Origin of the sequence: Seonamhaeicola aphaedonensis (assembly GCF_003386195.1) — a bacterium.
GTDB classification, from domain to species: domain Bacteria; phylum Bacteroidota; class Bacteroidia; order Flavobacteriales; family Flavobacteriaceae; genus Seonamhaeicola; species Seonamhaeicola aphaedonensis.
Genome location: NZ_QRDX01000002.1, coordinates 216,957 through 241,818, shown reverse-complemented (window position 1 = coordinate 241,818; position 24,862 = coordinate 216,957). Strand labels below are relative to the sequence as shown.

Genomic DNA, 24,862 nt, shown 5'->3' with positions numbered 1-24,862 from the left:
TATCTACCTTTGGCGGTTAGCTCCTCCAAATCCTTGTCTTCCTTGAGAGCCAGCTCCTTGTTGATTTAGTCCTCTTTGAAAATTACCTGGACTGTTTCCACTAGGTCTTTGTTCTCCGTTTCTTTGAGGTCTTGAGCTGGTTTTAAATTCCTTCATATAGTTTTTCCATCGCTTTAGTTGTTTTTCATCTAATAAACCTGTAACCGTCTTATGCAGATTTCTTTCTTCGTTCATGACCATTTGTCTCACCGGTTTTATTTTATCTCTAACAGATGTTCTTACTTCTTGCATTTTATTTGTGTCTCCTCCATTTAGCATCAATAATTTTATAGTGCTATTCATGTAAATATTGAGTGTATCAAAATTAGTCTTGTTTTCCAAACTAATCTCTTTTAATCTATCATTGTAATCTGAAATAACTTTTTCAACACTCTGCTTTAACTCTTTATCATTTTTGATTTTAAGCTTTTTTATAACGCTACCAACATCATGATATACAATACCTGCTGATTTATAAGGATCAAATTTAGTGGGTCTTTGTCCTTGAAACCCATCACCTTGTGCTGGTCCAACACTCTGACTTCCTCTTTGAAAACCCACACCACCATCAGGTTTTTGAGCGTACAAACTTAAAGAGATAAAACAAGAAAATAGTATCAAAAAATATTTCATATTTATGTAACTTTAAATTAACCTACTACCTCTAATTTAGCAAATCTTAGCAACAATTTCTTGACGCCACCTGTATCAAATTTAATTTCGGCTTTCATGTCAGCGCCTTTGCCCTCTATTTTTAAAACTTCCCCCGTTCCAAAACGCAAGTGTTTTACCATATTACCAACCACCAATTTACTATCAAATAAATTGGTATCTCTGTTACTACTAGAATTATTAGGCTTTGCCACTGGTTTGAGGTTTTTTGGTGTCGACACCTGAAATTTAACGGGTTCTTTTTTAGTAGCTCCTTTTTTAAAACTAGGCTGTTTAGCAGGTTTAAATCTAATTTTATTGGGTTCTACATCACCAAAAATATCGGCATCTAACATCGGATTGAATCGACGTTCTTCGGGTGGTGTTAGAATATCTAAATATTGGTCGTCTATCTCTTCTATAAATCTACTCGGTTCAGAATCTATTAACTTTCCCCAACGATAACGTGACAATGCATACGTTAAATAGGCTTGCTTTTCGGCTCGTGTGAGTGCTACATAAAACAACCTTCGCTCCTCCTCCAATTCACTACGTGTATTCATACTCATGGCGCTTGGAAACAAATCTTCTTCAAGTCCAACAATATAAACATATGGAAACTCCAAACCTTTAGCCAAGTGAATGGTCATAAGCGCCACTCTATTCATGTCACCTTTATCATTATCTAAATCGGTTGCCAAGGCTACATCTTCTAAAAACTCCGCTAAAGAACCTGTGGCGTCTGCCAATTCTTTCTGGCCTTCAACAAAGTCTTTCATACCATTAAGAAGCTCCTCAATATTTTCCATTCTGGTAACACCTTCGGGTGTTCCATCCTTATTAAATTCTCTTATTAGTCCGCTACTTCTGGTAACATGCTCAGCCAGCTCAAAAACATCGACAGTTTGATTCATTACCTGATAACTCTCAATAAGCGTTACAAAATTTTGAAGCTTGGTTCTGGTACCGGAATTTATGTTAATATCGGTTTTGTCAATATTTTTCATAACCTCAAAAATGGAGCGATTATATCCATTAGCGGCAACAATTAACTTATCCAATGTGGTTTGACCTATGCCTCTAGGTGGAAAATTAATAACCCGTTTCAGAGCTTCTTCATCTTTCGGATTGATAACCAGTCGTAAATACGATAATACATCCTTAATCTCCTTACGTTGATAGAATGATAAGCCACCATAAATTCTGTAGGGTATGTCCCGTTTACGTAAGGCATCCTCAATGGAACGTGACTGAGCATTAGTACGATACAAAATTGCAAAATCACTATTTTGTAGTTGCTCATTCATTTTATTCTCAAAAATAGTACTAGCCACATAACGTCCTTCATCGGCATCGGTTAAGGAACGATGCACTTTTATTTTACTTCCTTCTTCGTTCGCGGTCCAAACTATTTTATCCAACTTGGTTTGATTTTTATCAATAACCGAATTGGCGGCATTAACAATATTTTTAGTAGAACGATAATTCTGTTCTAATCTAAAGACTTTTACATCATCATAATCTTTTTGAAAATTCAGGATATTATTTATGTTGGCGCCTCTAAAAGCATAAATACTCTGCGCATCATCACCTACCACGCATATATTTTGGAACTTATCAGACAACGCTCTCACAATTAAATACTGAGAATGGTTGGTGTCCTGATACTCATCAACCAAAATATATTTAAATCGATTTTGATATTTGGCCAAAACCTCTGGAAATCGTGTTAAAAGTTCATTGGTTTTCAACAATAAATCGTCAAAATCCATCGCTCCAGCTTTAAAGCACCTGTCTACATATGCCTTATAGATATCACCCATTCTGGGTCTACGTGCCATAGCATCTGCTTCAATTAACTCTGGGTTTTGAAAATAAGCTCTAACTGTAATCAAACTGTTTTTGTAAGACGAAATTCTAGAACGAATCTGTTTATACTTGTAAATATCTTTATCAAGATTCATTTCCTTGATGATAGAGGCTATTAATCTATCAGAATCCTGGGTATCATAAATTGTAAAATTACTGGGGTAACCTAACTTATCGGCTTCCGAACGTAAAATTCTTGCAAACACAGAGTGAAACGTTCCCATCCACAAATTCTTTGCTTCACTATCACCTACAATACTAGCAATACGCTCTTTCATTTCACGTGCTGCCTTATTGGTAAACGTTAGTGCTAAAATGTTAAAGGCATCTACTCCTTTGCTCATCATGTAAGCAATCCTGTAAGTGAGCACACGTGTTTTTCCAGAGCCCGCCCCTGCAATAACTATCATAGGGCCATCAATTTGCGTAGTTGGCTCTAATTGTGCATCATTTAACTGACTTAAATACTTTTCCAAATCCACTTCATTTTTAATTCAAAAAGAATATCCCAGATGTTGCATCTAGGTTTTCTTTGATACGGTCGTTTATTTTAAAACGGGAATCTAAAATAACCATTGTTTACATTTAAACAGGTGCTAGTTATCAATAATTATAAACAATCCATGCGTCTCTAAAATTTTAAATATATTTAAACACAAATCATTAATTAAAGAATGGATACATTTATTAATTTACTATCAAACATATCTTGGTGGGGTTGGGTTTTAATTGTTTTGGCTCTTGTTGCCATACGCGATATTTTTTTTCAAAAAGCCCACACTATAAGTCATAACTATCCAGTGGTTGGGCATTTGCGTTATTGGTTAGAAAGTATTGGTCCTGAAATGCGCCAGTATTTTGTTGCCAACAATAGGGAGGAACTTCCGTTTAACCGGATAGAAAGGGGTTGGATTTATGCTTCGGCAAAAAAAGAGAATAACTATGAAGGTTTCGGAACCGATAGAGATATTTATGAACATCAGCATATTTTTATAAATAATGCTATGATACCGTTTAAAATTGAAAAACAGCATCCTAATACATTAGACAAAACTTTTCTCCCTTGCGCCAAAGTTATGGGACTTTACAATAAACGTAAAAAACCTTACAGACCAGGATCCATAATAAATGTTTCTGCTATGAGCTTTGGTTCCCTATCTGCCAAGGCCGTAGAATCTTTAAACAAAGGTGTTTATCTTGCAAATGCATACCACAACACAGGAGAGGGCGGATTGTCTCCTTATCACAGCAACGGAGGTGATGTGGTGTTTCATTTTGGTACAGGATATTTTGGGGTGAGAGATAAAAATGGTAATTTTTCTATGGAAAATATAGTAAAACTCGTAAAAGACAATCCTTTCATAAGAGCAATAGAAATCAAATTATCACAAGGGGCAAAACCAGGTAAAGGTGGCGTTCTACCCGGAAAAAAAATTACAAAAGAAATAGCAAGCATACGTGGTGTTGAGGTTGGAAAAGATGTATTATCACCTCCAAATCATTCTGCATTTTCTAATGTTCCTGAAATGTTGGATTTTATTGAAGATATTGCTGAAGCCACTGGTTTGCCAGTAGGTGTTAAAGCTGCTATTGGGAAATTAGACCAATGGGAAGAGTTGGCAAATTTAATGATTAAAACAGGGAAAGGCCCTGATTTTATTACAGTTGATGGTGGTGAGGGTGGTACTGGTGCTGCTCCCCCAAGTTTTGCAGACCATGTGTCATTACCTTGGGTTTATGCCTTTAGTGATTTGTATAAGCTTTTTAAGAGTAAGGGATTAACAGAGCGGATTGTGTTTATTGGTAGTGGTAAACTGGGATTTCCGGCTAAAGCAGCTATGGCTTTTGCTATGGGTGTTGATTGTATTAATGTTGCCCGAGAAGCTATGTTGAGTATAGGCTGTATTCAAGCTCAAGTATGCCATACAAACCGCTGCCCCAGTGGTGTTGCCACACAAAGTAAATGGTTACAAAACGGCATTGATCCTACTTTAAAATCTGTTAGGTTAGCTCAATATTTTAAAACTTTCAAAAAAGAACTTATAGAAATCACCCATGCCTCAGGTTATGAACATCCGTGTCAATTTAAAATGAGTGATATAGAAATGAATGTGGATGATCATAACCTTTCAAAGGAACTAAACAAGGCTTACATGTATGAAAAAGATACGGTCCCATTTTCAGGTATACAAGATTTAAAAGATTGCGTATATTTGGGAGGTAAATACAATACCCAAACCCAATAAAACCATGGATGTCTCCAGAATTATTGACCTGTTTTTATACACACTTCCTGCTATAATTACAGGAGTTATCGCTTATTATTTTTTTAGAGAGCATACAAAAAACGAAGATGGTAGAAGACGTTTTTTATTAAGAAAAGATTTGCAAATAAATTCACTTCCATTGCGTTTACAAGCTTATGAGCGCATGGCATTATTTTTAGAGCGCATTACTCCTTCAAAATTACTTATTAGAGTTGTGCCAAATTCTCCAGACAAAGAAATATATGAATCTTTATTAATTCAAAGTATAGAACAAGAATTTGAACATAATCTAACTCAACAAATTTATATTAGTGATAGATGTTGGAATATTATTACAGCTGCAAAAAATGCTACCATTCAACTTATTAGAAAAGCTAGCTTGCTAGAAAAAACGGATACAGCAAATAAATTGCGTGAAGTTATCTTAACTGAAATGATGGAACGGAAAGCCCCTAGTGATGCAGCACTTTCTTTCATAAAAGACGAAGTATCTGATTTATGGTAATTATTACTTGTCTTCCAATCTAAGTTCATTGGAGCTAGCTTCCCCGCATTTTTTCTTGGCATAGTCATATCCTTGTTGCCACCAAGAAGTCATTAACTTTTTGTTAAAAATCAAGGAGTTCTCGGTAAGTTTAGACGGTGTGTAAAATAAATTGAGCTGCACATTGTTAGTCTTGGCTGCTAATTTTCCAATGGTTACATCATTGCGCTCTAATCTATCAAGAACATGCCCAAATAAGCTCACCATTAATGAAAAAGGGTTTTTACCTAACACTTTGTTTTGATCCATAGATTCAGATTTTAATACAATGGCATCCACTACAGTAGCTCCTCTTAAAATAGCCTCTCTAATAGGAACAATACACCCCAAGCCTCCATCACCGTATTCATGGCCATTTTTTTTTACCAAAGACATAAACGGAATGAAATTACAAGAAATCCAAATCCATTCACAAAATTCATCATAATTATAATCATTAATAGACTTATACTCCACTCTATTTTTTGATAAATTAGACACGGTTATCACTACATCATCTTTAGTTTTTTTTATGAGCTCAAATTCTTCTTCTGTAAAACGCTTTCTGATTAACTTTCGCAAATTTTTACTCTCACCAAAGGTTCGTTTCATTTTTATAAATTGCCAAAGTGTATTTATAAAATCTATAGAAACAAACTCACGCTTTCCCTTCTTTCGTATCACAAATGGATTGACGCTAAAAATATCATTTTGATTTACGCTAGTGTATACGTCATGTAACTTATCAATTCTCCCAGCAGCCAAATGGGGTACTAATAAACTTCCGGTTGATGTCCCCAAAAACATATCATAATCCCTTCCATCCTCTTCAATAAGATATTGCGCTACACCTCCCGCATATGCACCTTTACTACCGCCTCCTGAAATTACTAATGCTCTCATCTATCTATGCTTTTTAAGAGTTTTTGTGCAAACTTTGAAAATCGCCAATTATGATGTACTGTGGCTTGCTTTAAATTGTCTTTGCAAATACTATTACATGCTTGAATATAATTTAAATATTGAAAGGCATTCTGGCGAACTTCAAACCCGTATTTTGAATTTGTATAATCCACTAACTCATTAAAATATTGTTCTTTATTTTCAATTTTATAATTTTCGGTGATTAAAGCAAGTGTAAGCCAAAGTATTCTAATGTTTTTATTATTAAACCCGACCATATTTCTAGTTTGGTTGAGGTATTTTTTCCTATCCTCAGTAAAATTTCGCCATAAATTAGATAAGGCAGCCTCTACAGTTATATAGGATTTATCATTTAAAAGCGATTCGTAATCCGCTTTCAATTCCAAAGGAATATCTATTAAGTTTTGAGCTAATGCTTGACGAACTTTGATATCGTTTGAATTTAACCCTTTTTTGTAAATACTTTTATCTTCGACTAATTTTATTAATTCCTTTGAAAAAACAAGACTTTTTATTTCAGCATATGTTGCATTATCATAATAATGATGTAATGAAAAACCTGGCGAATGTGACGAAAAAAGTAATTCGTTTTCCAATTCGTCTAATTGTGAAATCATTGGAGAATCTTTCTTTAGTTTATCAAAACATTTTGAATAATAAAAACTTTTATCTTTCAACCAAATATTTATAAACTCATTTAAATCTTTCCCACTTGCCTTTTCAACTTCACCAATAAAATAATCAGTTTCCACATTCTTAAATTGATGTTTTATTAAATAATTCCTAACAGCCTCCTTAAATGCCTTATCACCTACTTTTTTCCTTAGCATATGTAATACCCATGCGCCTTTTTTATAAAAGGTTATGCTGCTCGATTTAGGATCTAATAACGATGTGCTTTGTCCAGCTTTATCTTGTTCTAATAATTCTTGAGCGTATTCGTAGAGTCGCCAATAGTAATAATCTTCTCCAAACACTTCTTTTTCAGCCAACAACGCATAATAAGTAGCAAAACCTTCCTGAAGCCAATGGTGCGTCCCAGACGTTTCGGTAACCATATCACCAAACCATTGGTGTGCTAGTTCGTGTGCATTTATATTCACAAAATTTCTATCTACAAATGCAATAGAATCTACTACAAATGCATCTGAATATATATTTAGACTTGTATTCTCCATACCAGCATACAAAAAATCTTTTACCGGAACCATTTTATAGTTTTGCCACGGGTAAGGCACACCAATTTCTTCTTCTAAAAAATCAAATATTTGCTTAGTGTAGCGATATGTTGGCTCAACTTTAAGTGAATCCTCTGGATAGTAATACATTTCTAAAGGAATATCACTTTTAGAGTATTCAACTTTCTTTTTGCATTTCCCAATAGCTAACGCCACCAAATAGCTCGACATAGGTTTCTGCATATCATAATACCAAGTAATAGTAGAGTTATTTATTTGTTTATTTGTTAAGTTGCCGTTCGCAATAACATGATAATTTTTATCAAAAGTAATGGATAAATCGAACTCTATTTTATCGTTCATATCATCAATACTTGGCAACCAGTTACTGGTGTATTTACCTTGACCTTGGGTCCAGATCTGCCTCTTCTCGATATAATTCTGATTAAAATTAGAATCACTCGAAGTGACATCATTTACTACATCCCAATCAATAAAATAAAGGGCTTTCTTAGGATTATTTCTAAAAAATAAAAATTTCAAACTATATTTTTGACCTTTTTTAAAACCATGCTTCACTATAAGTTTTTTGTCATCATTTACATTGAATACTTCTCCTCGATGTAATAAATCTGCTTCTTTATTTTCAGGATACATTCTCACCCTTTCAAATCGCATATTAATAGCATCTAAATAAACAGAATCCACATTTTTAATGATTTCAAACGTACATTCAATTTCACCATAAACCTTGTTTTGATAAACATCAAATCCAATATCAGCTTGTATTCTTTTAAAATCAACGTACTCCGTTTGTTGGCAAAACCCCAAAAAAGAAGCAAAGAAAAAGAAAATAAATCTCAGATAATTCATATAACTAATATAGCAAACTTTAATCCTAAATGCCACTTGCAATTCGTTTCAAAAGAATTATTTTAGTTTTATGAATACCGCTTTTTTACAAACTCCCATAGACTACCTTAAAGGTGTTGGCCCCAATAGAGCCGATTTACTAAAGAAGGAGTTAGGTATACATACCTATCAAGATTTGCTAAACCTATTTCCCAACCGCTATATAGATAGAACACGCTATTACAAAATCAATCAAATTCAACAAAGTAATGCCGAAATACAGGTGGTTGGAGTTATTACCGGCTTTAAAGAAATTGCTCAAAAACGAGGAAAACGATTGGTTGCCACGTTCCAAGATGATACGGGAACTATGGAATTGGTTTGGTTTAGAGGCCAGAAGTGGATTAGAGAAAGTTTAAAACTCAATACACCTTATGTTATTTTTGGAAAAACTAATTGGTTCAATAGTAAGTTCAGTATGCCTCATCCAGATATAGAAACTACCGAAGACCATAAAAAAAGTTTAAGTTCTGGTATTCAACCAATATATCCATCTACTGAAAAGTTATCAAATAAAGGCATTAGTAACCGTGTGGTTAGCAAAATTGTACAGCAACTCTTTTTAGAGACTAAAGGAAAGTTTTCTGAAACGCTTTCCCCTTTTTTACTTTCAGAATTACATCTAATTTCAAAAAGTGAAGCATTATTAAATATCCATTTTCCCAAAAGTCAAGAGCTGCTTTCAAAAGCACAATTAAGGTTAAAGTTTGAGGAGCTTTTCTTTATTCAATTACAGCTAATTCTAAAAAACTTAATTCATAAATCTAAAATTAAAGGACACTCTTTTGAAAAAGTTGGCAACTATTTTAATACGTTTTACAATGAGTATTTACCCTTTAAATTGACCAATGCCCAGAAACGTGTTTTAAAAGAAATTCGAGCCGATTTAGGAAGCAATGCACAAATGAACCGACTTTTGCAAGGAGATGTGGGTTCTGGAAAGACTATTGTAGCGTTTATGTCAATGTTAATAGCACTTGACAACGGTTTTCAAGCTTGCTTAATGGCTCCAACTGAAATTTTGTCAGCTCAACACTATAATGGATTACTTGAATGGTGTAAAACATTGAATATCAATATAGAAATACTAACCGGATCAACTAAGACTTCAATTAGAGATAAAATTCACAAATCTCTAGAAAATGGCGATTTACAAATACTCATCGGCACCCATGCCCTACTTGAAGATAAGGTGAAATTTAAGAATTTGGGACTTGCTATTATAGATGAACAACATCGATTTGGAGTAGCCCAACGGAGTAAATTATGGCATAAAAACATTTCACCCCCACACATTTTAGTGATGACTGCCACCCCTATTCCGCGTACCTTGGCCATGTCTGTCTATGGCGACTTAGATATCTCGATCATTGACGAATTACCACCTGGAAGAAAAGAGATTAAAACCGTTCATCGTTACGACAAAAATCGTCTTAATGTATTTCGATTTATAAAAGACGAAATTAAAAAAGGTCGACAGATTTATATCGTATATCCGTTAATCAAGGAAAGTGAAACCATGGATTATAAAGACCTGATGGACGGCTATGAGAGTATTTCTCGAGATTTTCCATTACCATACTACCAAATCTCCATTGTGCATGGTAAGATGAAGCCTACAGATAAAGACTATGAAATGCAACGTTTCATTAATGGCGACACCCAAATCATGGTAGCAACTACTGTTATTGAGGTTGGCGTTAATGTACCCAATGCTTCTGTGATGATTATAGAAAGCGCGGAACGTTTTGGACTTTCTCAGCTTCATCAGTTACGCGGACGTGTAGGGCGAGGTGCAGAACAGAGTTACTGCATTTTAATGACCAGCCACAAACTTACTAACGATAGTAAAACCCGGTTAGACACTATGGTTAGAACTAATGATGGTTTTGAAATTGCTGAAGTAGATTTAAAACTTCGTGGACCAGGAGATATCATGGGCACCCAACAAAGTGGTGTCTTAAACCTTAGAATTGCAGACATCGTAAAAGACAAGGATATTCTTCAAAAAGCTAGATATTACGCCAAAGCTGTTTTAACAAAAGACCCCACACTTACTTCTATAGAAAATCATAAAATATTAAACACTTACAAAGCCATGTCTAAATTCAAAAACATTTGGAATTATATTAGCTAGAATGGTTCAGCTTAAAATGACTTAACCATAAAAATTATACTAACAGTTAGTTTTATTATATTTAGATCTATCTTTTATTACTCTGTAAATCAACCTTCTATTGTTACCTCTAAAACGAAAAAAAAATCTCAGTCACTTATAATTCAGGACTGAGATTTCGTTTGAACTGTTTGTTTTTTGATTAATGTTGGTACTCAAATAATTATTTACAATGTATAGCGTAAAACAGAAACTTAAGTTAGAATTTTGTTAAAGAATAATACCACTATGTTAATTAACATTTTTTAAGAATGATTTATCAGTAGTCACATCTAAACAGAATGCTTAAATTTGCTATCCTTATTGCATTTTAAAAATGATAAATATTCATAAGAAAACATTAGAAGATTTAGAGTTTTCTACCGTTTTAGAGCAGGTAAGCGAACATTGTATAACACCTCTAGGAAACGAGAGTGCATTACAAATTACCCCCTTTAAAAACAAAAGAGATGTTTTAGAATCACTTGCTTTAACTAATGAATATTTAGCGTCATTTGAAAATGATAATCGTATCCCTGGGCATCGTTTTGAAACCATAAACAAAGAGTTAAAGTTACTAAACATAGAGAACACCTATTTAGAAGTTTATAGTTTAAAAAAAATAGTTTCAATATCGTCTACAACCAACGAAATTGTCCTTTTTCTAGAGAAGTTTAAGAAATACTATCCACAACTAAATAGCTTCTCCTCAAATATTGAAGTAACTCTAGAGATTATCCAAAAGATTGACAACGTCATTGATAGATTTGGCGATATAAAAAACAATGCTTCAGATTTACTATATCAACTGCGGCAATCCATTAATCTGGTAAAAGGAAAAATAAATCAAAGTTTTACCACGGCTTTGAATATGTATCATAACCAAGATTTTTTAGATGATATCAGAGAGTCTGTTATAGAAAATAGACGTGTACTGGCTGTAAAAGCTATGTATAGAAAAAAAGTTCGAGGTTCTATCATGGGTAGTAGCAAAACAGGCAGTATTGTCTATATTGAACCTGAAGCCACCCTGCAACACAGTAGAGAACTCAGCAATCTAGAATATGAAGAGAAAGAAGAAATTATCAGAATTTTAAAGGAGGTAACCAACTATATTCGACCGTTTAATCCCTATTTAAAAGACTCTCAGAACTTTTTAATTGCCTTAGATGTTATTTCAGCCAAAGCTAAATATGCGCGTTCTATGAATGCTATTCTACCTGAAATAACAGAAGAACGTACCATGTTTTTGCGTGATGCTTATCATCCTTTACTTTATTTAACCAACTTGCAAAAGCATGAAAAAACATTTCCTCAAACCATAGAGTTAAAACAAAATAGTAGGATTATTGTTATTTCTGGCCCCAATGCTGGTGGTAAAAGTATCACACTTAAAACCATCGGGTTATTGCAAGTAATGCTACAAAGTGGCCTGTTAATTCCGGTTCACGAACGTAGTAAAGCGTGTTTGTTTGATAGAATTTTAAGCGATATTGGTGATAATCAATCTATTGAAAATCATTTGAGCACCTATAGCTATCGCCTTAAACAAATGAATTATTTCTTAAAAAAATGCAATAAGAACACCCTGTTTTTAATTGACGAATTTGGTACTGGTAGTGACCCCGAACTTGGAGGCGCACTAGCCGAAACTTTTTTAGAAGAGTTTTACCATCGAGAAGCCTTTGGTATCATTACCACACACTACTCCAATTTAAAGATTCTAGCTACAGAATTACCAGATATGACCAATGCTAACATGTTGTTTAACGAACGAACGTTGGAGCCCATGTTTAAATTGGTGGTAGGGCAAGCTGGCAGTAGTTTTACTTTTGAAGTCGCACAAAAAAATGGGATTCCTTTCAGTTTAATAAACCGCGCAAAAAAGAAGATTGAACGCAGTAAGGTACGTTTTGACGCCACCATTGCGAAACTTCAAAAAGAACGTTCTAAATTGGAGAAAACAGGACTATCGCTAAAGCTTAATGAAAAGAAAAAAGGTGAGGAAGCCGAAAGACTGGAAGAAATCAATGCAAAAATTCAGAGAAAACTAGAGAGTTACCAAGAATTATATGATAGTAATCAACGTTTAATTTACTTGGGACAAAAAGTAAATGATTTAGCCGAAAAATACTTCAACAATAAACAAAAGCGTGAGTTAATGTCTGAACTTTTTAAGCTAATTCAAATAGAAAACTCTAAACGCAAGCGTACTTCGGCAAAACAGAAAAAAGCTGAAAAAGCGAAAGAAACTCAGGTTAAAAAAGAAGTTGAAAAAAAGGTTGAAGTTATTAGAAAAAAGAAAAAAGAAGAAAAAGCACGCAAAGCGCAACAACCACCAAAACCAAAACCTGTTTTAAAAATAGGTGATCGGGTGAGAATTGAAGACGGACGGTCTATAGGCACCATAGATAAAATAGAAAAAAATAAAGCCATTGTAAACTATGGCATTTTTACTACCAACGTTAGTATAGAGCAATTGGAATTGGTAGAGACTAAAAAGTAACAGCCAGCACCAAGTTGTTGAATCTACAACTTAAGATGCCAGCTGCTTTGATTAATAGCTAAACCTGATTGTTATTTAATAAACTCGCCAAACATAGAAATAGGTACGCATATCAACATCAGGGTCTTCGGTTAAAAGCAATCTTACATAATCATCATCGCCATCACCATCTTTATCTTTTCCATTTTGAACATCTTTTAGAAAGATAGTACGTTCAGTTTTTCCTAAATAGTCATTAGACCCTATCACGTCATCTTCCCAAAATTCTGCAGATAGAAATACGTAATCGTTTTGTAAATCGAGCATATATAATTCTACCTCTCTAATTTCATCACCTGATGGAATGGCCCAAAACTGTCCCTCATTGGGTTTGATATAATCATTTGAGGTGCGCGTGTAAGATACTGATGCCTTTTTCACACCATCTTGATAAATAGCTGCTTTCATAGTACCACGTAAACTGAGGTTGTCGTTAAATTCTTTATTATCATATAGGTTCAAACCATAAAGCTGAATACCAAACTTTTGATACGCTTGATAACAGGTTCTAATATTGTACTCGCTTGATAAAACAACATTGGCAATAGGGAATCCTTTTCTAATATAACGTAGTGTATAACCCAAAGGTGCACCAGGTGAATTTGCAGAATACTCACCCCCTTGGGTTATATAATTATAAACACCTTCTGGCCCACTAACAACTTGAGCTGCGTCACTCGAGTTACCACCAATAACCAAAGCTTTTACCGTAGAACTATTCCAAAAACTTTGGTGCTCACCTTGCCCATCTACCTCTCCACCACTAAAAGCAGCATTAAAAGCAGCTTGGGTATCTGTAAATCCAGCATTTGTTTCTACGGTATATAAAAGCATTCTTCCATATTTAACCGATGATACTATTACTGGACTTGTGCCATCTAAATTTGGTTCTTGAGTAAAGAGTTTCCCTGGATTCTCGCTGTCCTCGATAGCTAAATCAATGGTATAATTTACCTGCAGATATTTAACGACATATTTATATTTTTTTTCTGAGCTATTAAAGTTAAAAGATCCTGAAACACTGTTTTTTCCTTTGGTATAACTGGCTCCCAAAGCAATATTTAAATGCTCTTCTGAGTATACTTCCTCGGTAGTGAAATTAACTTTAGCTGATGCCGAACCCGTTACTCCCTGTTGCAACATATCTTTAACCCCTTCTCTAACGGTATTAATATTAGGATTATTAATTACCGTTGAGGGTTTGCCGTTTAAGTTTTCTAGTGATACTGATAAGGTTATGGGCGCTCTACCACCAGTAATGCCAATGTATTCTCCGGTTGGTATAGATTCTCCTCTTAACATGGCTCCAGGATAAATAACATCGCTAGTAGGATCTAAAAGTATCATTTCACTAAAACCGGGTGCCATTTTATATTTTTTAACAACACATTCGTCCGTTTGTCCTTCACGCTCTGGTTCACTTTCCTCCAAAAGTTGTTCGCCAGACACTTCTGGTTGGCTAAAATCAGATAGACTAGCCAGAAAATTATTAATTTCCAGTAATTTGTCTCCAGATACTGGAGCTTCTCCTCCTCTATCATCTGTACTTTCTGTACTACAACTTAAAAAAGTAAATAGCATTAAACATAAGATGACACCTAACTTACTAGGCTTGATTGTTAATAGCTGTGTTTTCATAATTTCTAATTTTTGTGATTCAACACTTCAAAACTAGACACCAACAACTCTAAAATCTAATTTTTAGCATGGACAAAGTATGGACAGCCTTTCATAAAAACACACAAACACCCTATGGACAAGAACAAATCACAAAAACACAATGAAGTATTTAATATATTGATATACAGTATTTTAAATAGTATTTTGTTCTGTAATAATTTTGAAATCAATAGACTTTTTATGGACAAGATATTTTTCATCTGCAAACCAGCCCCTCCTAGGAATTGATATAATACCTATCTTAGAGTTTTAAAATATCAAGCTATGCAACATAGATTTTTATGCCTTTTGTTTTCAATTTTTGTTTTAAATGCAGCCTTAGCACAAGACCAAAAATATATTGATAGCCTAAAAAATGATTATAACACCATGCCTGATACCTATAAAAAGGTACAAACATCGGCAAGGTTATTTTACGCCGAAGTTTATACCAATCCAAAATCAGGTAAAATCCATGCTGAAAATTGTATTGCACTATCAAAAAAAATCAACTATGAGTCTGGTGAAACCGTGGGGCATTTTCATTTAGGGGTGTATTATGATTTAATTAATAAAATAGACTCCTCTGAATATCACTATAACAAAACCTTGGCTTTAGCAATAAAGTATAACGATACCGTAATGCAACCTAAATCTTTATCTGTTTTAGCCGGAATAGCTCTAAAAAAGGGTGACTTTGAAAAAGCTATTACCTTAAGAAATGAGGCCTCAGAAAGATTTATTAAAAATAAAGACTACTTAAGTTATGGTGTTAATATTGGCAATAAAGCATTAATTTATACAGACAAAGGAGACTACAAAACGGCGTTATCAGAAAGTATAAAAGCTTTAAAAATTCTAGATACTATAAACAGAGAAACCTACAGGCGTGCAGATTTAAACGCTCAAATAGGGAATATAGAAATTCAAAGAAACCAAAATGAAAGCGCTATTACATACTTTTTAAAAGCTCTTGCAACCTACACAGAACTAAATGATAATATATATATGTGTAACACCTATCTTAATTTAGGAGCTGCTTACATTAATTTGAAAGCCTATGATAAGGCCAAAGAACACTTAGAAGCCTCTTTAAAAATTGCCAAAACACATAATATCATAGATGGTGAGTCTAAAGCCCTTAACAATCTTGCAGAAATCTATACCATTGAAGAAAAATATGATGTTGCCACAAATTACTTGAATAGAAGTTTAGAACTAATAAAAAATCAAGAAAATTCGGTTGATTATATTTCAATTCTCATCCAATTAGCTAAAACCCTTGCAGAACAAAACAATGATAACAAAGCAATGCAAACTATAAACTTGGCAATTAAAAAGGCAGACTCTATAGGTGCTTACTTTATGTTAAAAAAGGGTTACTACATAAGATCTTATATCCATGAAAAAAATAATGCCTTTAAAAAAGCGCTTATAGATACAAAGGAATATCACAAAATTTCTGATAGTATAGATAATATAGAAGTTTCTAAGAAAATTGAAGAGTTAAAAACAATATACGAAACCGAAAAAAAAGAAGCACAAATAGCTTTACAAAACGAAGAAATAAAAACCTTAAACGTACAAGCTAAAAACGATAAACTCACTAAAACCCTTTATGGTACGGGCATGATATCCTTCATTGTTATTGCCGGATTATTATTTTTTGGTTTTAAACAGCGTATTAAGAAAAACCAAATAGAACGCGAAAAGCAGGAAGCTATTTATAAACAAGAAATTGCATTTAAAAAGAAGGAACTGGCAAGTCAGACACTACACTTGGTGCAAAAGAATACGTTTATTCAAGAATTGAAAGAAAATCTGGAAAAAATTAAACAGTCACCAGAGTTGTTTAAAGTTGAATTTAGGAGATTAGTAATGCTCCTTAAAAAAGAAAGTGCGGAAGACAAAGATTGGGAGATTTTCAAATCTTATTTTTCTGAAGTACACAATAACTTTGATAACAAGCTTAAAACCGTGTATGCTGATATTACCGAAAAAGAAATACGATTGGCCTCCTTTTTACGTATGAACCTCTCCACAAAAGAAATTGCCTCTATGCTCAATGTATTGCCAGAGAGTGTTTTAAAGAGTAAATACCGACTTAAAAAGAAATTAAACCTTGATAAAGAAACCGATTTAAACGTCTTTTTAAATAGTCTTTAAAGCTATATCTTTACTTTATGAAACCAGACATTCCCAAAAGCAAAAAACTTATCCTATTTGATGGTGTTTGTAACCTTTGCAACAGCGCTGTGCAATATGTTATTAAGCATGATAAGAAAGACCTTTTTTTGTTTGCACCGCTGCAAAGCGACATTGGACAAAACATCATCAAGCATTACAATATTGACTCCAACACTATAGACTCCATTCTGCTTTACACCCCAGAACAAGGGATCACTTACAAATCTACAGCAGCGTTAAAAGTTGCCAAACAGTTAGGTTTCCCTAGAAATTTAGCTGCCATCTTTTTCATTATCCCAACCGTTTTACGCAATTGGGTGTATGATTATATTGCCAGAAACCGTTACAAATGGTATGGCAAAAAAGAGGCCTGCATGATTCCAACCCCGGAATTGAAGCGTAAGTTTTTGGGGTAATTAACTTTTTAGTGTTGAAAACTTTTCTTTCAAGCAAAGTCTTAAATATTTACTTTTAAGTCCTTAAAGCCTAACTTTTTTACCAGACTATAAACGCCATTAGAACTGAATTTATATTCTACTTGATGTGTATTATAAAAAACCGTTGAAAATTGAGAATAGTAACTTGGAATTGTAATGGAGCATTTAGAAAAAAGTTCAACCGAATTGCGGAACTTAATGCTGATATTTATGTAGTCCAAGAATGTGAAAATCCAACCGAATCAAAACATAAGGAATATCAAAATTGGGCTAAGAATTATATTTGGAAGGGAGACACTAAAAACAAAGGACTTGCAATATTTGCAAAACCTGAAATTAAACTTGAAGAATTATATTGGTCAAATCAATTCAAAGGCCATAGTGTAAAACACTTTTTTCCGTGTCGAATAAACGAGGAATTTAACTTATTAGCTGTTTGGACTCACAGAAATAACTCACCAAACTTTGGTTATATCGGACAGTTTTGGAAGTACCTTCAAGTAAATCGAGACAAAATGAAAAACATTCTTTTGATTGGAGATTTCAACAGTAACAAAATATGGGACGAATGGGATAGATGGTGGAATCATTCAGATGTTGTGAACGAACTTAAAGAAATCGGAATTGAAAGCTTCTATCATAAGTTAAAACAAGAAGAACAGGGCAAAGAAAGTCTGCCGACTTTATATTTTCAGCGAAAACTCGAAAGACCTTATCATATTGACTATGTATTTGGCTTAACTGAATTTAAAAATAGATTAAACAAATTAGAAGTCGGAATTGCTGAAAATTGGTTAGATGTTAGTGACCACATGCCAATAATAGCTAATATAAAAAAATAACGACACGCAAAAAATAACTAAAACTAATTCCTAGTATAAGCTAACTGACAAAAATCCTCTCGGATTTTCAGTTTGGGTGTTTATTTACTATGTTAATCATAATTACAACTCGATATCAATTCCATATTACTCTTTAACCAAGCTCCCCCACTCCGTCCAAGACCCATCGTATACAGAAATATTTTGATATCCAGACATTTCAGCTCCTAAAGCTAAAACACAGGCCGTAATGCCAGAGCCACAGGAAAAAATAGTGGGTGTGTCTTTGGTTTCGATGACTTTGGCAAACAAGGTTTTCACATCGTCTTCCGATTTAAACACGCCATGCATCAATAAATCGGTAAAAGGTAAATTCATCGAATTTGGAATAGTTCCACTACGCAACCCCGCGCGGGGCTCAGGAACTTCGCCATTAAACCGTCCGCTTGAGCGTGCATCCACAATAGTATGAGATTTGCCTGCCGAGGCTTTTTGTACATCCTCAAAAAACACCATGTATCCTTGCTGAAGCTTTGCTTCAAAATCGCCTGTTTCTCCTTTAAACCCGCTCATGATTTCTGTTGGATAGCCTGATTTTATCCACTCTGGAAAACCACCATCTAAAACGGCCACATTAAAGTGACCAAAAGCTCTAAATAGCCACCAAACCCGAGCACTGGAATAAATGCCTTTATCATCATACACCACAATAGTGCTGTTTTTATTGATACCTAATTTTCTGGCTTCCTCCTGAAATTGTTCTTGACTGGGGAATGTGCTCGGAAATTCTCCCGAGATATCACTAAATTTAAGTTTTATGTCAAAAAAGCGGGCTTTAGGAATCTGCTGTAGATTGGCATCAAATGTCTTATTGATTGTACCATCTAACACAACAAGATTTGGATTATCTAGATGTTCGTTAAGCCATTGTACGGAAACTAAAGGGTTATCAATCATTATTTTCACCTTTTAAAATATTATAATCGTTACTAAAAAAGTCCAAAACCTCTTTTGAAACAGGCATTTCTGCTTTAGTTATACCACTTTCTAAAATAATAGGTCTTATATCTTGAATCTTTTGTTTATACCAAAAACCAACTTTGGTAAACCCAATAGCGCAAATTTCGTTATTTCTTGTAAAAACCTGCCGGTGATACACCCAATGGTCATCCCAACCTTCTAGCATTAGGGTAATACTAAACTTTGTCCAACGTTTTAGAGGCTTTTTGTAAATTATTTTTTGACCACCAAGTACAGGGAATTTACCTTTATTAACGGTATGCTTATATAAATTGGTTCGAAACATAATTTCAAATCGAATCAAATCCATGTAATAAAAATACTTGGAGTTTGCCATAAACCGAAAGGCCTCGCAATCTAGAATACTTACGCGACGGCTTCTGGTAAGATTGGTAGCCAAATCAACTGGTTTCCAAAAAAACTTGGAACCAATAAATATATACGCAAGGTGCAACCAGTAATACAGCATGATTATTGAATTACCTAAATATAAACATTAAATAGATAAGCTCCATGTTAGCCTTTACCCCTAGCCCCGATTGAAGTATTTGTTGGAGCTCTCCCGATACTATTATCGGGAAGCGACTACTGAAAGCGGGAAATAGCTCCTAAGAATACATCTTATTAATTAAATAAAAGTCTGCTAAAACCAATGCTGCCATGGCTTCTACAATGGGTACAGCTCTTGGTACGACACAGGGATCGTGACGCCCCTTACCTTGCATTTCAACCGTATTCCCTTCTTTATCTATGGTTTCGTATTTCTGAATAAGGGTAGCAACAGGCTTAAATGCCACATTAAAGTAAATATCCATACCGTTTGTAATACCTCCTTGAATACCACCTGAATAATTAGTTTTTGTAGAACCATCGTTATTAAAAGCATCGTTATGGTCACTGCCATACATGGTGCTACCGTGAAAACCGCTCCCGTATTCAAAGCCTTTTACAGCATTAATAGAAAGCATAGCTTTACCTAATTCGGCATGTAATTTATCAAACACCGGTTCTCCTAGTCCAACGGGTACATTTTTGATAACACAACTAACAATACCACCAACCGTATCTCCTTTGCTTCTCACCTCCTTAATATAGTTTTCCATTTGTGATGCCATATCCATATCTGGACAACGTACGATGTTTTCTTCGGCCTTCGATAAATCTAGCTCAGTATAAGGTTTCTCTAACTTCATAGTCCCTACGCTAGACACATAAGCCGTAATTTCAACATTTTTGAGCACTTGTTTTGCGATGGCACCAGCCACTACCCTACAAGAAGTTTCGCGTGCAGAACTGCGTCCGCCACCACGATAATCTCTAATACCATATTTTTTGTCGTATACATAATCGGCATGACTTGGTCTGTAACTGTCTTTTATGTGTGAGTAGTCATGCGATTTCTGGTTGGTATTTTCAATAACAAACCCAATGGGTGTTCCTGTTGTTTTGCCTTCAAAAATACCAGAATGAAATTTTACAGTGTCTGGTTCTTTACGTTGGGTTACAATGGCAGATTGCCCTGGTTTACGCCTATCTAACTCATGTTGAATAGCATCTAAATCTAATGCAATACCAGGAGGACAACCGTCTATAACGCCCCCTAAAGCCACACCATGAGACTCTCCGTAAGTGGTTAAATTGAAAAGTTTTCCAAAGGAATTTCCTGCCATAGTAAAAGTTTTGCGCTAAAATAATTCTATTATCAGATATACGAAAATGAAACGAACAACATTTTCATCATTTTGGATAGCTTCATTTCAATTTTCAAAAATAAATATGATTTAACAAGCGCTTTAGTTTTCTATTAGAAATTAAGTATTGATATTGATTTAAACGGAAATTTTAAGAACTAATAATGCATAACATTTACTTAACAATCTCCTCATATATAGGTAATTATAAGATAATATCTAGGTAATAGTAATTACAGTTATTTGTGGTCAAATAATCTTCCCTAAAATTGAAAATTAAGAGGAAAATAGAAATAGCTGTAATCTCTGATGTGCACCTAGGCACCTACGGTTGTCATGCTAAACACTTACTCACGTATTTAAATAGCATTGAACCTAAAAAACTGATTTTAAATGGTGATATTATTGACATTTGGCAATTTAGTAAACGGTATTTCCCAAAATCTCATTTAAAAGTCATTAAAAAAATAATGGATATGGCTGCCGATGGGGTTGAGATATTTTATATTACAGGAAATCATGATGAAATGCTTCGAAAATTTAGTGGCACCAATATTGGCAACATTTCTATAGTTGATAAATTAGTGCTGGAAATGGATGGTAAAAAAGGTTGGTTCTTTCACGGCGATGTTTTTGATGTTTCCATTCAACAGGCTAAATGGCTGGCTAAACTTGGTGGCTATGGTTATGATTTGCTTATTCTTTTAAATAGGTTGGTTAATTGGTATTTGGCTAAGAGAGGGAAAGAGCGTTACTCGTTATCAAAAAAGATTAAGAATAGTGTAAAAAAAGCGGTTAAGTTTATTAATGATTATGAAACGGTAATTTCTGACCTTGCCATTGAAAACGATTATGATTATGTAGTTTGTGGTCATATTCATCAGCCAAAAATCGAATTTAAAGAGAATAAACATGGTAGTACCATATATTTAAATTCGGGAGATTGGGTAGAAAACTTTACAGCCTTAGAGTATCAGTTTAAACGCTGGAAAATATACAATTACAATAAAGATAAATTAGCTCCTTTTTATATGGATGAATCTATAGAAGATTTGGAGGTAAAAGACCTTATTGCAGCTATTACTATAGTTGAAACGCATGAAAAAAATCAGGCTTAACTATAAAGGTTCTTTCAAGTATATTTATAATATTGTTTATAACTCTTTTGTAATGCCAAATATTAATTCAATTTTGGCGTTATTTTTGTAAAACAAATCTGAATAGAAAAAAAACAACGTATTTATATCAATACGAAAATTTATGAACAATTAAAATTATAATTATGAAGAAATTTTTTTTAGTATCGTTAGCATTAATTGGGTTTGCATTAACCACAGAGGCACAAGTTATTTCTGATAATGCCATTGGATTGAGAATGGGTGATAGTGATGGATTTGGAGCTGAAATATCATATCAACGAGCGCTTGGAGAGAACAATCGTTTAGAGGTTGATTTAGGGTGGCGTGATGGTAATAATTATGATGGTTTTAAATTGGCCGGTTTATACCAATGGGTTTTTCCATTAGATGGAGGATTTAACTGGTATGTAGGTGCTGGTGGCGGAATTGGTTCGTTTAGTGTTAACACTCCCGGTGAGGACATAACGGATACTTTTATTTTTGCTGCTGGAGACATTGGAATTGAATATGATTTTGAAATACCTTTACTAATATCTTTAGACTTTAGACCTGAAATTGGTTTTGGAGAAGATAATTACAACAATAATGATCTTGATTTTGATATTGCTCTCAGTATTCGTTATCAATTCTAAAATCAAATTCACATAAAATAGAAAAGCGCCAACATGGCGCTTTTTTTTTACTGAAACTAGGTAAAAACTTCCACTTATATATTACTGAAGTCTCCTTTATTATTTCAACGTTGACTTATTTCAAAATCTGATTGGTATGGTCTTTAGTTTTAACTTGAGTAATGACATCTTCAATAACACCATTTTCATCAATAACAAAAGTGGTTCTGTGAATACCATCATATTCACGTCCCATGAATTTTTTCGGACCCCAAACACCATAGGCATTAATGACTTCTTTGTCAACATCTGCTAATAAAGGATATGGAAACTTAAACTTATCTCTAAAACTACTTTGTTTTTTTTCAGTATCGGCACTTACACCTAAAACATCATAGCCCTGTGATACAAATCGCTCATAGTTATCACTTAAATTACAAGCTTCAAGAGTACAACCTGGCGTGTTTGCCTTTGGATAAAAAAACAGCACGAGCTTCTTTCCTTTATAGTCATTTAATGAAATTGGGTTTCCATCTTGATTGTTTACCGAAAAATTTGGAGCCTTATCTCCTATCTTTAATGTGGTCATAATTTTTAACTTTGTTTTTACAAAAATACAATCCTATGACCAAACAAGAAAGGGTAAACTTTGTTATTAATACACTTTATAAACTTTACCCCGAAATACCTATTCCTTTAGATCACAAAGACCCTTATACACTTTTAATTGCAGTACTCATGTCTGCACAAAGTACCGATGTTAGGGTAAACCAAATCACACCACTTTTATTTGAAAGGGCAGATAATCCGTACGATATGGTAAAACTTACTGAGGAAGAAATTAGGGAAATCATAAAACCCGTTGGCTTGTCGCCCATGAAAAGTAAAGGTATTTATGGCTTATCTAAAATTCTTATAGAAAAGCATGATGGTCAAGTTCCTCAAAGTTTTGAGGCTCTAGAAGCCTTACCAGCTGTGGGACATAAAACAGCAAGTGTAGTGATGTCTCAAGCTTTTGGTGTACCTGCTTTTCCAGTAGATACCCACATTCATAGGCTCATGTATAGATGGAATTTTAGTAACGGTAAAAATGTAGTTCAAACCGAAAAGGATGCGAAACGTTTATTTCCTAAAGAACTATGGAATGATTTACATCTTCAAATAATTTGGTACGGCAGAGAGTATTCACCTGCTAGAGGGTGGGATTTAGAAAAAGATATTATCACCAAAACAATTGGAAGAAAATCTGTTATTCACGAATATTATAAATCGAAAAAGTCCTGATAAAATCAGGACTTTTTCTGGTTTAATTTAGAAGCGTTTCAAACTTCAATCTATTACAATTTACAACACTTAAAGCTTTTGAGTAATCTAGAAGAAATTTAACCGTTTCTTCTCTCGGTTCTAGTTCATTTTTAATAAAATGTTTCTCAGTGTAAAGTTTTGCCATTATCTTAATTTAAGGGTTAATCTTAAAAGATAACGCAACAAAATTTAGTTTATTGTACTAATTAGTGAGCACTATATTGTGCTTTTCAATAATTTTACGCAGATTAATAAGAGCGTAGCGCATTCTACCTAAGGCAGTATTAATGCTAACACCTGTTCTTTCAGATATTTCTTTAAAACTCATGTCATTGTACATACGCATTAATAGCACCTCTTTTTGATCATCTGGAAGTTCATCTACTAAACGTCTTACATCACTTTCAACCTGTTCTTTAATAATGGATTTTTCTGCGTTTAAACTTGAATCACTCAATACAGAGAAAATACTAAATTCACCAGCATTGTCAAATTTGGGCATGCGGCTATTCTTTCTAAAGAAATCTATTACCAAATTATGAGCAATACGCATAACCCATGGTAAAAACTTACCTTCTTCGTTGTAAGAACCTGCTTTTAGGGTTCTTATCACTTTTATAAAAGTGTCTTGAAAAATATCTTCGGCAACATCTCTGTCATATACTTTAGAATAGATAAAACTGTAAACCTTTTGTTTGTGTTTGTAAACAAGGGTTTCTAGCGCATATTCATCGCCATTTATATAATTTTTAACAAGCGTAGCGTCTGTTTTAGGGGTATTTTGCATAATGATTACTTTTAATGCAAGAAGTTAGGCTTCTTTGCTTGGGGTTATTTTTGTAAAAGTAATGTTATGCTATAGGCGAAAAGTTGATTAATACTTATGATTGATGTATCAAATATAACAACAATCATTCCTAATAAGCAAG

21 protein-coding genes are annotated in these 24,862 nt (G+C 33.9%); 10 read left to right on the top strand and 11 right to left on the bottom strand.

Going from position 1 to position 24,862, the window contains the following annotated elements; all coding sequences use genetic code 11:
• Positions 1-3 precede the first annotated feature (3 nt).
• Positions 4-672, bottom strand: coding sequence for a hypothetical protein (locus DFQ02_RS04755; protein WP_147297731.1), 669 nt, complete (start codon positions 670-672; stop codon positions 4-6).
• A 17-nt stretch (positions 673-689) separates the two neighbouring features.
• Positions 690-3,035, bottom strand: a complete 2,346-nt coding sequence (locus tag DFQ02_RS04750; RefSeq protein WP_116039849.1) for an ATP-dependent helicase — start codon at positions 3,033-3,035, stop codon at positions 690-692.
• A gap of 198 nt (positions 3,036-3,233) precedes the next feature.
• Here DFQ02_RS04750 and DFQ02_RS04745 point away from each other — a divergent pair, with 198 nt between their 5' ends.
• Together DFQ02_RS04745 and DFQ02_RS04740 are read left to right on the top strand one after the other, a co-directional pair.
• Positions 3,234-4,805, top strand: coding sequence for an FMN-binding glutamate synthase family protein (locus DFQ02_RS04745; protein WP_116039848.1), 1,572 nt, complete (start codon positions 3,234-3,236; stop codon positions 4,803-4,805).
• Between the two features lie 4 nt (positions 4,806-4,809).
• Complete coding sequence (locus DFQ02_RS04740) at positions 4,810-5,331, top strand: DUF7935 family protein (protein WP_116039847.1); 522 nt, start codon at positions 4,810-4,812, stop codon at positions 5,329-5,331.
• Between the two features lie 3 nt (positions 5,332-5,334).
• Here DFQ02_RS04740 and DFQ02_RS04735 read toward each other — a convergent pair whose 3' ends face one another.
• Both DFQ02_RS04735 and DFQ02_RS04730 read right to left on the bottom strand, forming a co-directional pair.
• Positions 5,335-6,252 (bottom strand): patatin-like phospholipase family protein, encoded by a 918-nt coding sequence (locus tag DFQ02_RS04735; RefSeq protein ID WP_116039846.1) that lies wholly within the window; start codon positions 6,250-6,252, stop codon positions 5,335-5,337.
• Complete coding sequence (locus DFQ02_RS04730; RefSeq protein ID WP_116039845.1) at positions 6,249-8,324, bottom strand: M1 family metallopeptidase; 2,076 nt, start codon at positions 8,322-8,324, stop codon at positions 6,249-6,251. The genes DFQ02_RS04735 and DFQ02_RS04730 overlap by 4 nt, the downstream gene beginning before the upstream one ends.
• 70 nt (positions 8,325-8,394) lie before the next feature.
• Here DFQ02_RS04730 and recG point away from each other — a divergent pair, with 70 nt between their 5' ends.
• Positions 8,395-10,500 (top strand): ATP-dependent DNA helicase RecG, encoded by a 2,106-nt coding sequence (recG, locus tag DFQ02_RS04725; protein ID WP_116039844.1) that lies wholly within the window; start codon positions 8,395-8,397, stop codon positions 10,498-10,500.
• Positions 10,501-10,855: 355 nt separating this feature from the next.
• Positions 10,856-13,024 (top strand): endonuclease MutS2, encoded by a 2,169-nt coding sequence (locus DFQ02_RS04720; RefSeq protein ID WP_116039843.1) that lies wholly within the window; start codon positions 10,856-10,858, stop codon positions 13,022-13,024.
• Positions 13,025-13,099: 75 nt separating this feature from the next.
• Here DFQ02_RS04720 and DFQ02_RS04715 read toward each other — a convergent pair whose 3' ends face one another.
• Complete coding sequence (locus DFQ02_RS04715; RefSeq protein ID WP_116039842.1) at positions 13,100-14,701, bottom strand: thiol-activated cytolysin family protein; 1,602 nt, start codon at positions 14,699-14,701, stop codon at positions 13,100-13,102.
• Positions 14,702-15,007: 306 nt separating this feature from the next.
• On the opposite strand from DFQ02_RS04715, the gene DFQ02_RS04710 reads away from it, so the two are divergent.
• The 3 genes from DFQ02_RS04710 to DFQ02_RS04700 all read left to right on the top strand — a co-directional run bounded on the left by DFQ02_RS04710 (position 15,008) and on the right by DFQ02_RS04700 (position 18,188).
• The gene (locus DFQ02_RS04710) at positions 15,008-16,888 is read left to right on the top strand and encodes a tetratricopeptide repeat protein (protein WP_116039841.1); all 1,881 of its coding nucleotides are present in this window, start codon (positions 15,008-15,010) and stop codon (positions 16,886-16,888) included.
• A 17-nt stretch (positions 16,889-16,905) separates the two neighbouring features.
• Positions 16,906-17,325, top strand: a complete 420-nt coding sequence (locus DFQ02_RS04705) for a thiol-disulfide oxidoreductase DCC family protein (RefSeq protein WP_116039840.1) — start codon at positions 16,906-16,908, stop codon at positions 17,323-17,325.
• A gap of 152 nt (positions 17,326-17,477) precedes the next feature.
• On the top strand, positions 17,478-18,188 hold the full coding sequence (locus tag DFQ02_RS04700) for an endonuclease/exonuclease/phosphatase family protein (RefSeq protein ID WP_116039839.1): 711 nt from the start codon (positions 17,478-17,480) through the stop codon (positions 18,186-18,188).
• Positions 18,189-18,314: 126 nt separating this feature from the next.
• Here the strand turns inward: DFQ02_RS04700 and DFQ02_RS04695 are convergent, their stop codons facing one another.
• From DFQ02_RS04695 to aroC, 3 genes are all read right to left on the bottom strand, one after another.
• Positions 18,315-19,124, bottom strand: a complete 810-nt coding sequence (locus DFQ02_RS04695; RefSeq protein ID WP_116039838.1) for a sulfurtransferase — start codon at positions 19,122-19,124, stop codon at positions 18,315-18,317.
• Positions 19,117-19,587 carry an acyl-CoA thioesterase gene (locus DFQ02_RS04690; protein WP_220340211.1) on the bottom strand — a complete coding sequence of 157 codons (471 nt, stop codon included), beginning with the start codon at positions 19,585-19,587 and terminating at the stop codon, positions 19,117-19,119. The genes DFQ02_RS04695 and DFQ02_RS04690 overlap by 8 nt, the downstream gene beginning before the upstream one ends.
• 208 nt (positions 19,588-19,795) lie before the next feature.
• Positions 19,796-20,857, bottom strand: a complete 1,062-nt coding sequence (aroC, locus tag DFQ02_RS04685; RefSeq protein WP_116039836.1) for a chorismate synthase — start codon at positions 20,855-20,857, stop codon at positions 19,796-19,798.
• A 290-nt stretch (positions 20,858-21,147) separates the two neighbouring features.
• Here aroC and DFQ02_RS04680 point away from each other — a divergent pair, with 290 nt between their 5' ends.
• Both DFQ02_RS04680 and DFQ02_RS04675 read left to right on the top strand, forming a co-directional pair.
• Positions 21,148-21,996, top strand: coding sequence for a UDP-2,3-diacylglucosamine diphosphatase (locus DFQ02_RS04680; RefSeq protein ID WP_116039835.1), 849 nt, complete (start codon positions 21,148-21,150; stop codon positions 21,994-21,996).
• Between the two features lie 164 nt (positions 21,997-22,160).
• A complete protein-coding gene (locus tag DFQ02_RS04675) occupies positions 22,161-22,649 on the top strand; it encodes a hypothetical protein (protein ID WP_116039834.1) in 489 nt (162 codons plus the stop codon).
• A gap of 115 nt (positions 22,650-22,764) precedes the next feature.
• Here DFQ02_RS04675 and bcp read toward each other — a convergent pair whose 3' ends face one another.
• Complete coding sequence (gene bcp, locus DFQ02_RS04670; protein WP_116039833.1) at positions 22,765-23,217, bottom strand: thioredoxin-dependent thiol peroxidase; 453 nt, start codon at positions 23,215-23,217, stop codon at positions 22,765-22,767.
• 35 nt (positions 23,218-23,252) lie between these two features.
• Between bcp and DFQ02_RS04665 the strand changes: the two genes are divergently transcribed.
• Entirely contained in the window at positions 23,253-23,912 is a 660-nt protein-coding gene (locus DFQ02_RS04665; protein ID WP_116039832.1) for an endonuclease III domain-containing protein, read from the top strand.
• Between the two features lie 22 nt (positions 23,913-23,934).
• On the opposite strand, the gene DFQ02_RS15160 is transcribed toward DFQ02_RS04665, so the two are convergent.
• Positions 23,935-24,078, bottom strand: coding sequence for a hypothetical protein (locus DFQ02_RS15160; RefSeq protein WP_181896354.1), 144 nt, complete (start codon positions 24,076-24,078; stop codon positions 23,935-23,937).
• Positions 24,079-24,135: 57 nt separating this feature from the next.
• Positions 24,136-24,720 carry an RNA polymerase sigma factor gene (locus DFQ02_RS04660; RefSeq protein WP_116039831.1) on the bottom strand — a complete coding sequence of 195 codons (585 nt, stop codon included), beginning with the start codon at positions 24,718-24,720 and terminating at the stop codon, positions 24,136-24,138.
• Between the last annotated feature and the right edge of the window lie 142 nt (positions 24,721-24,862).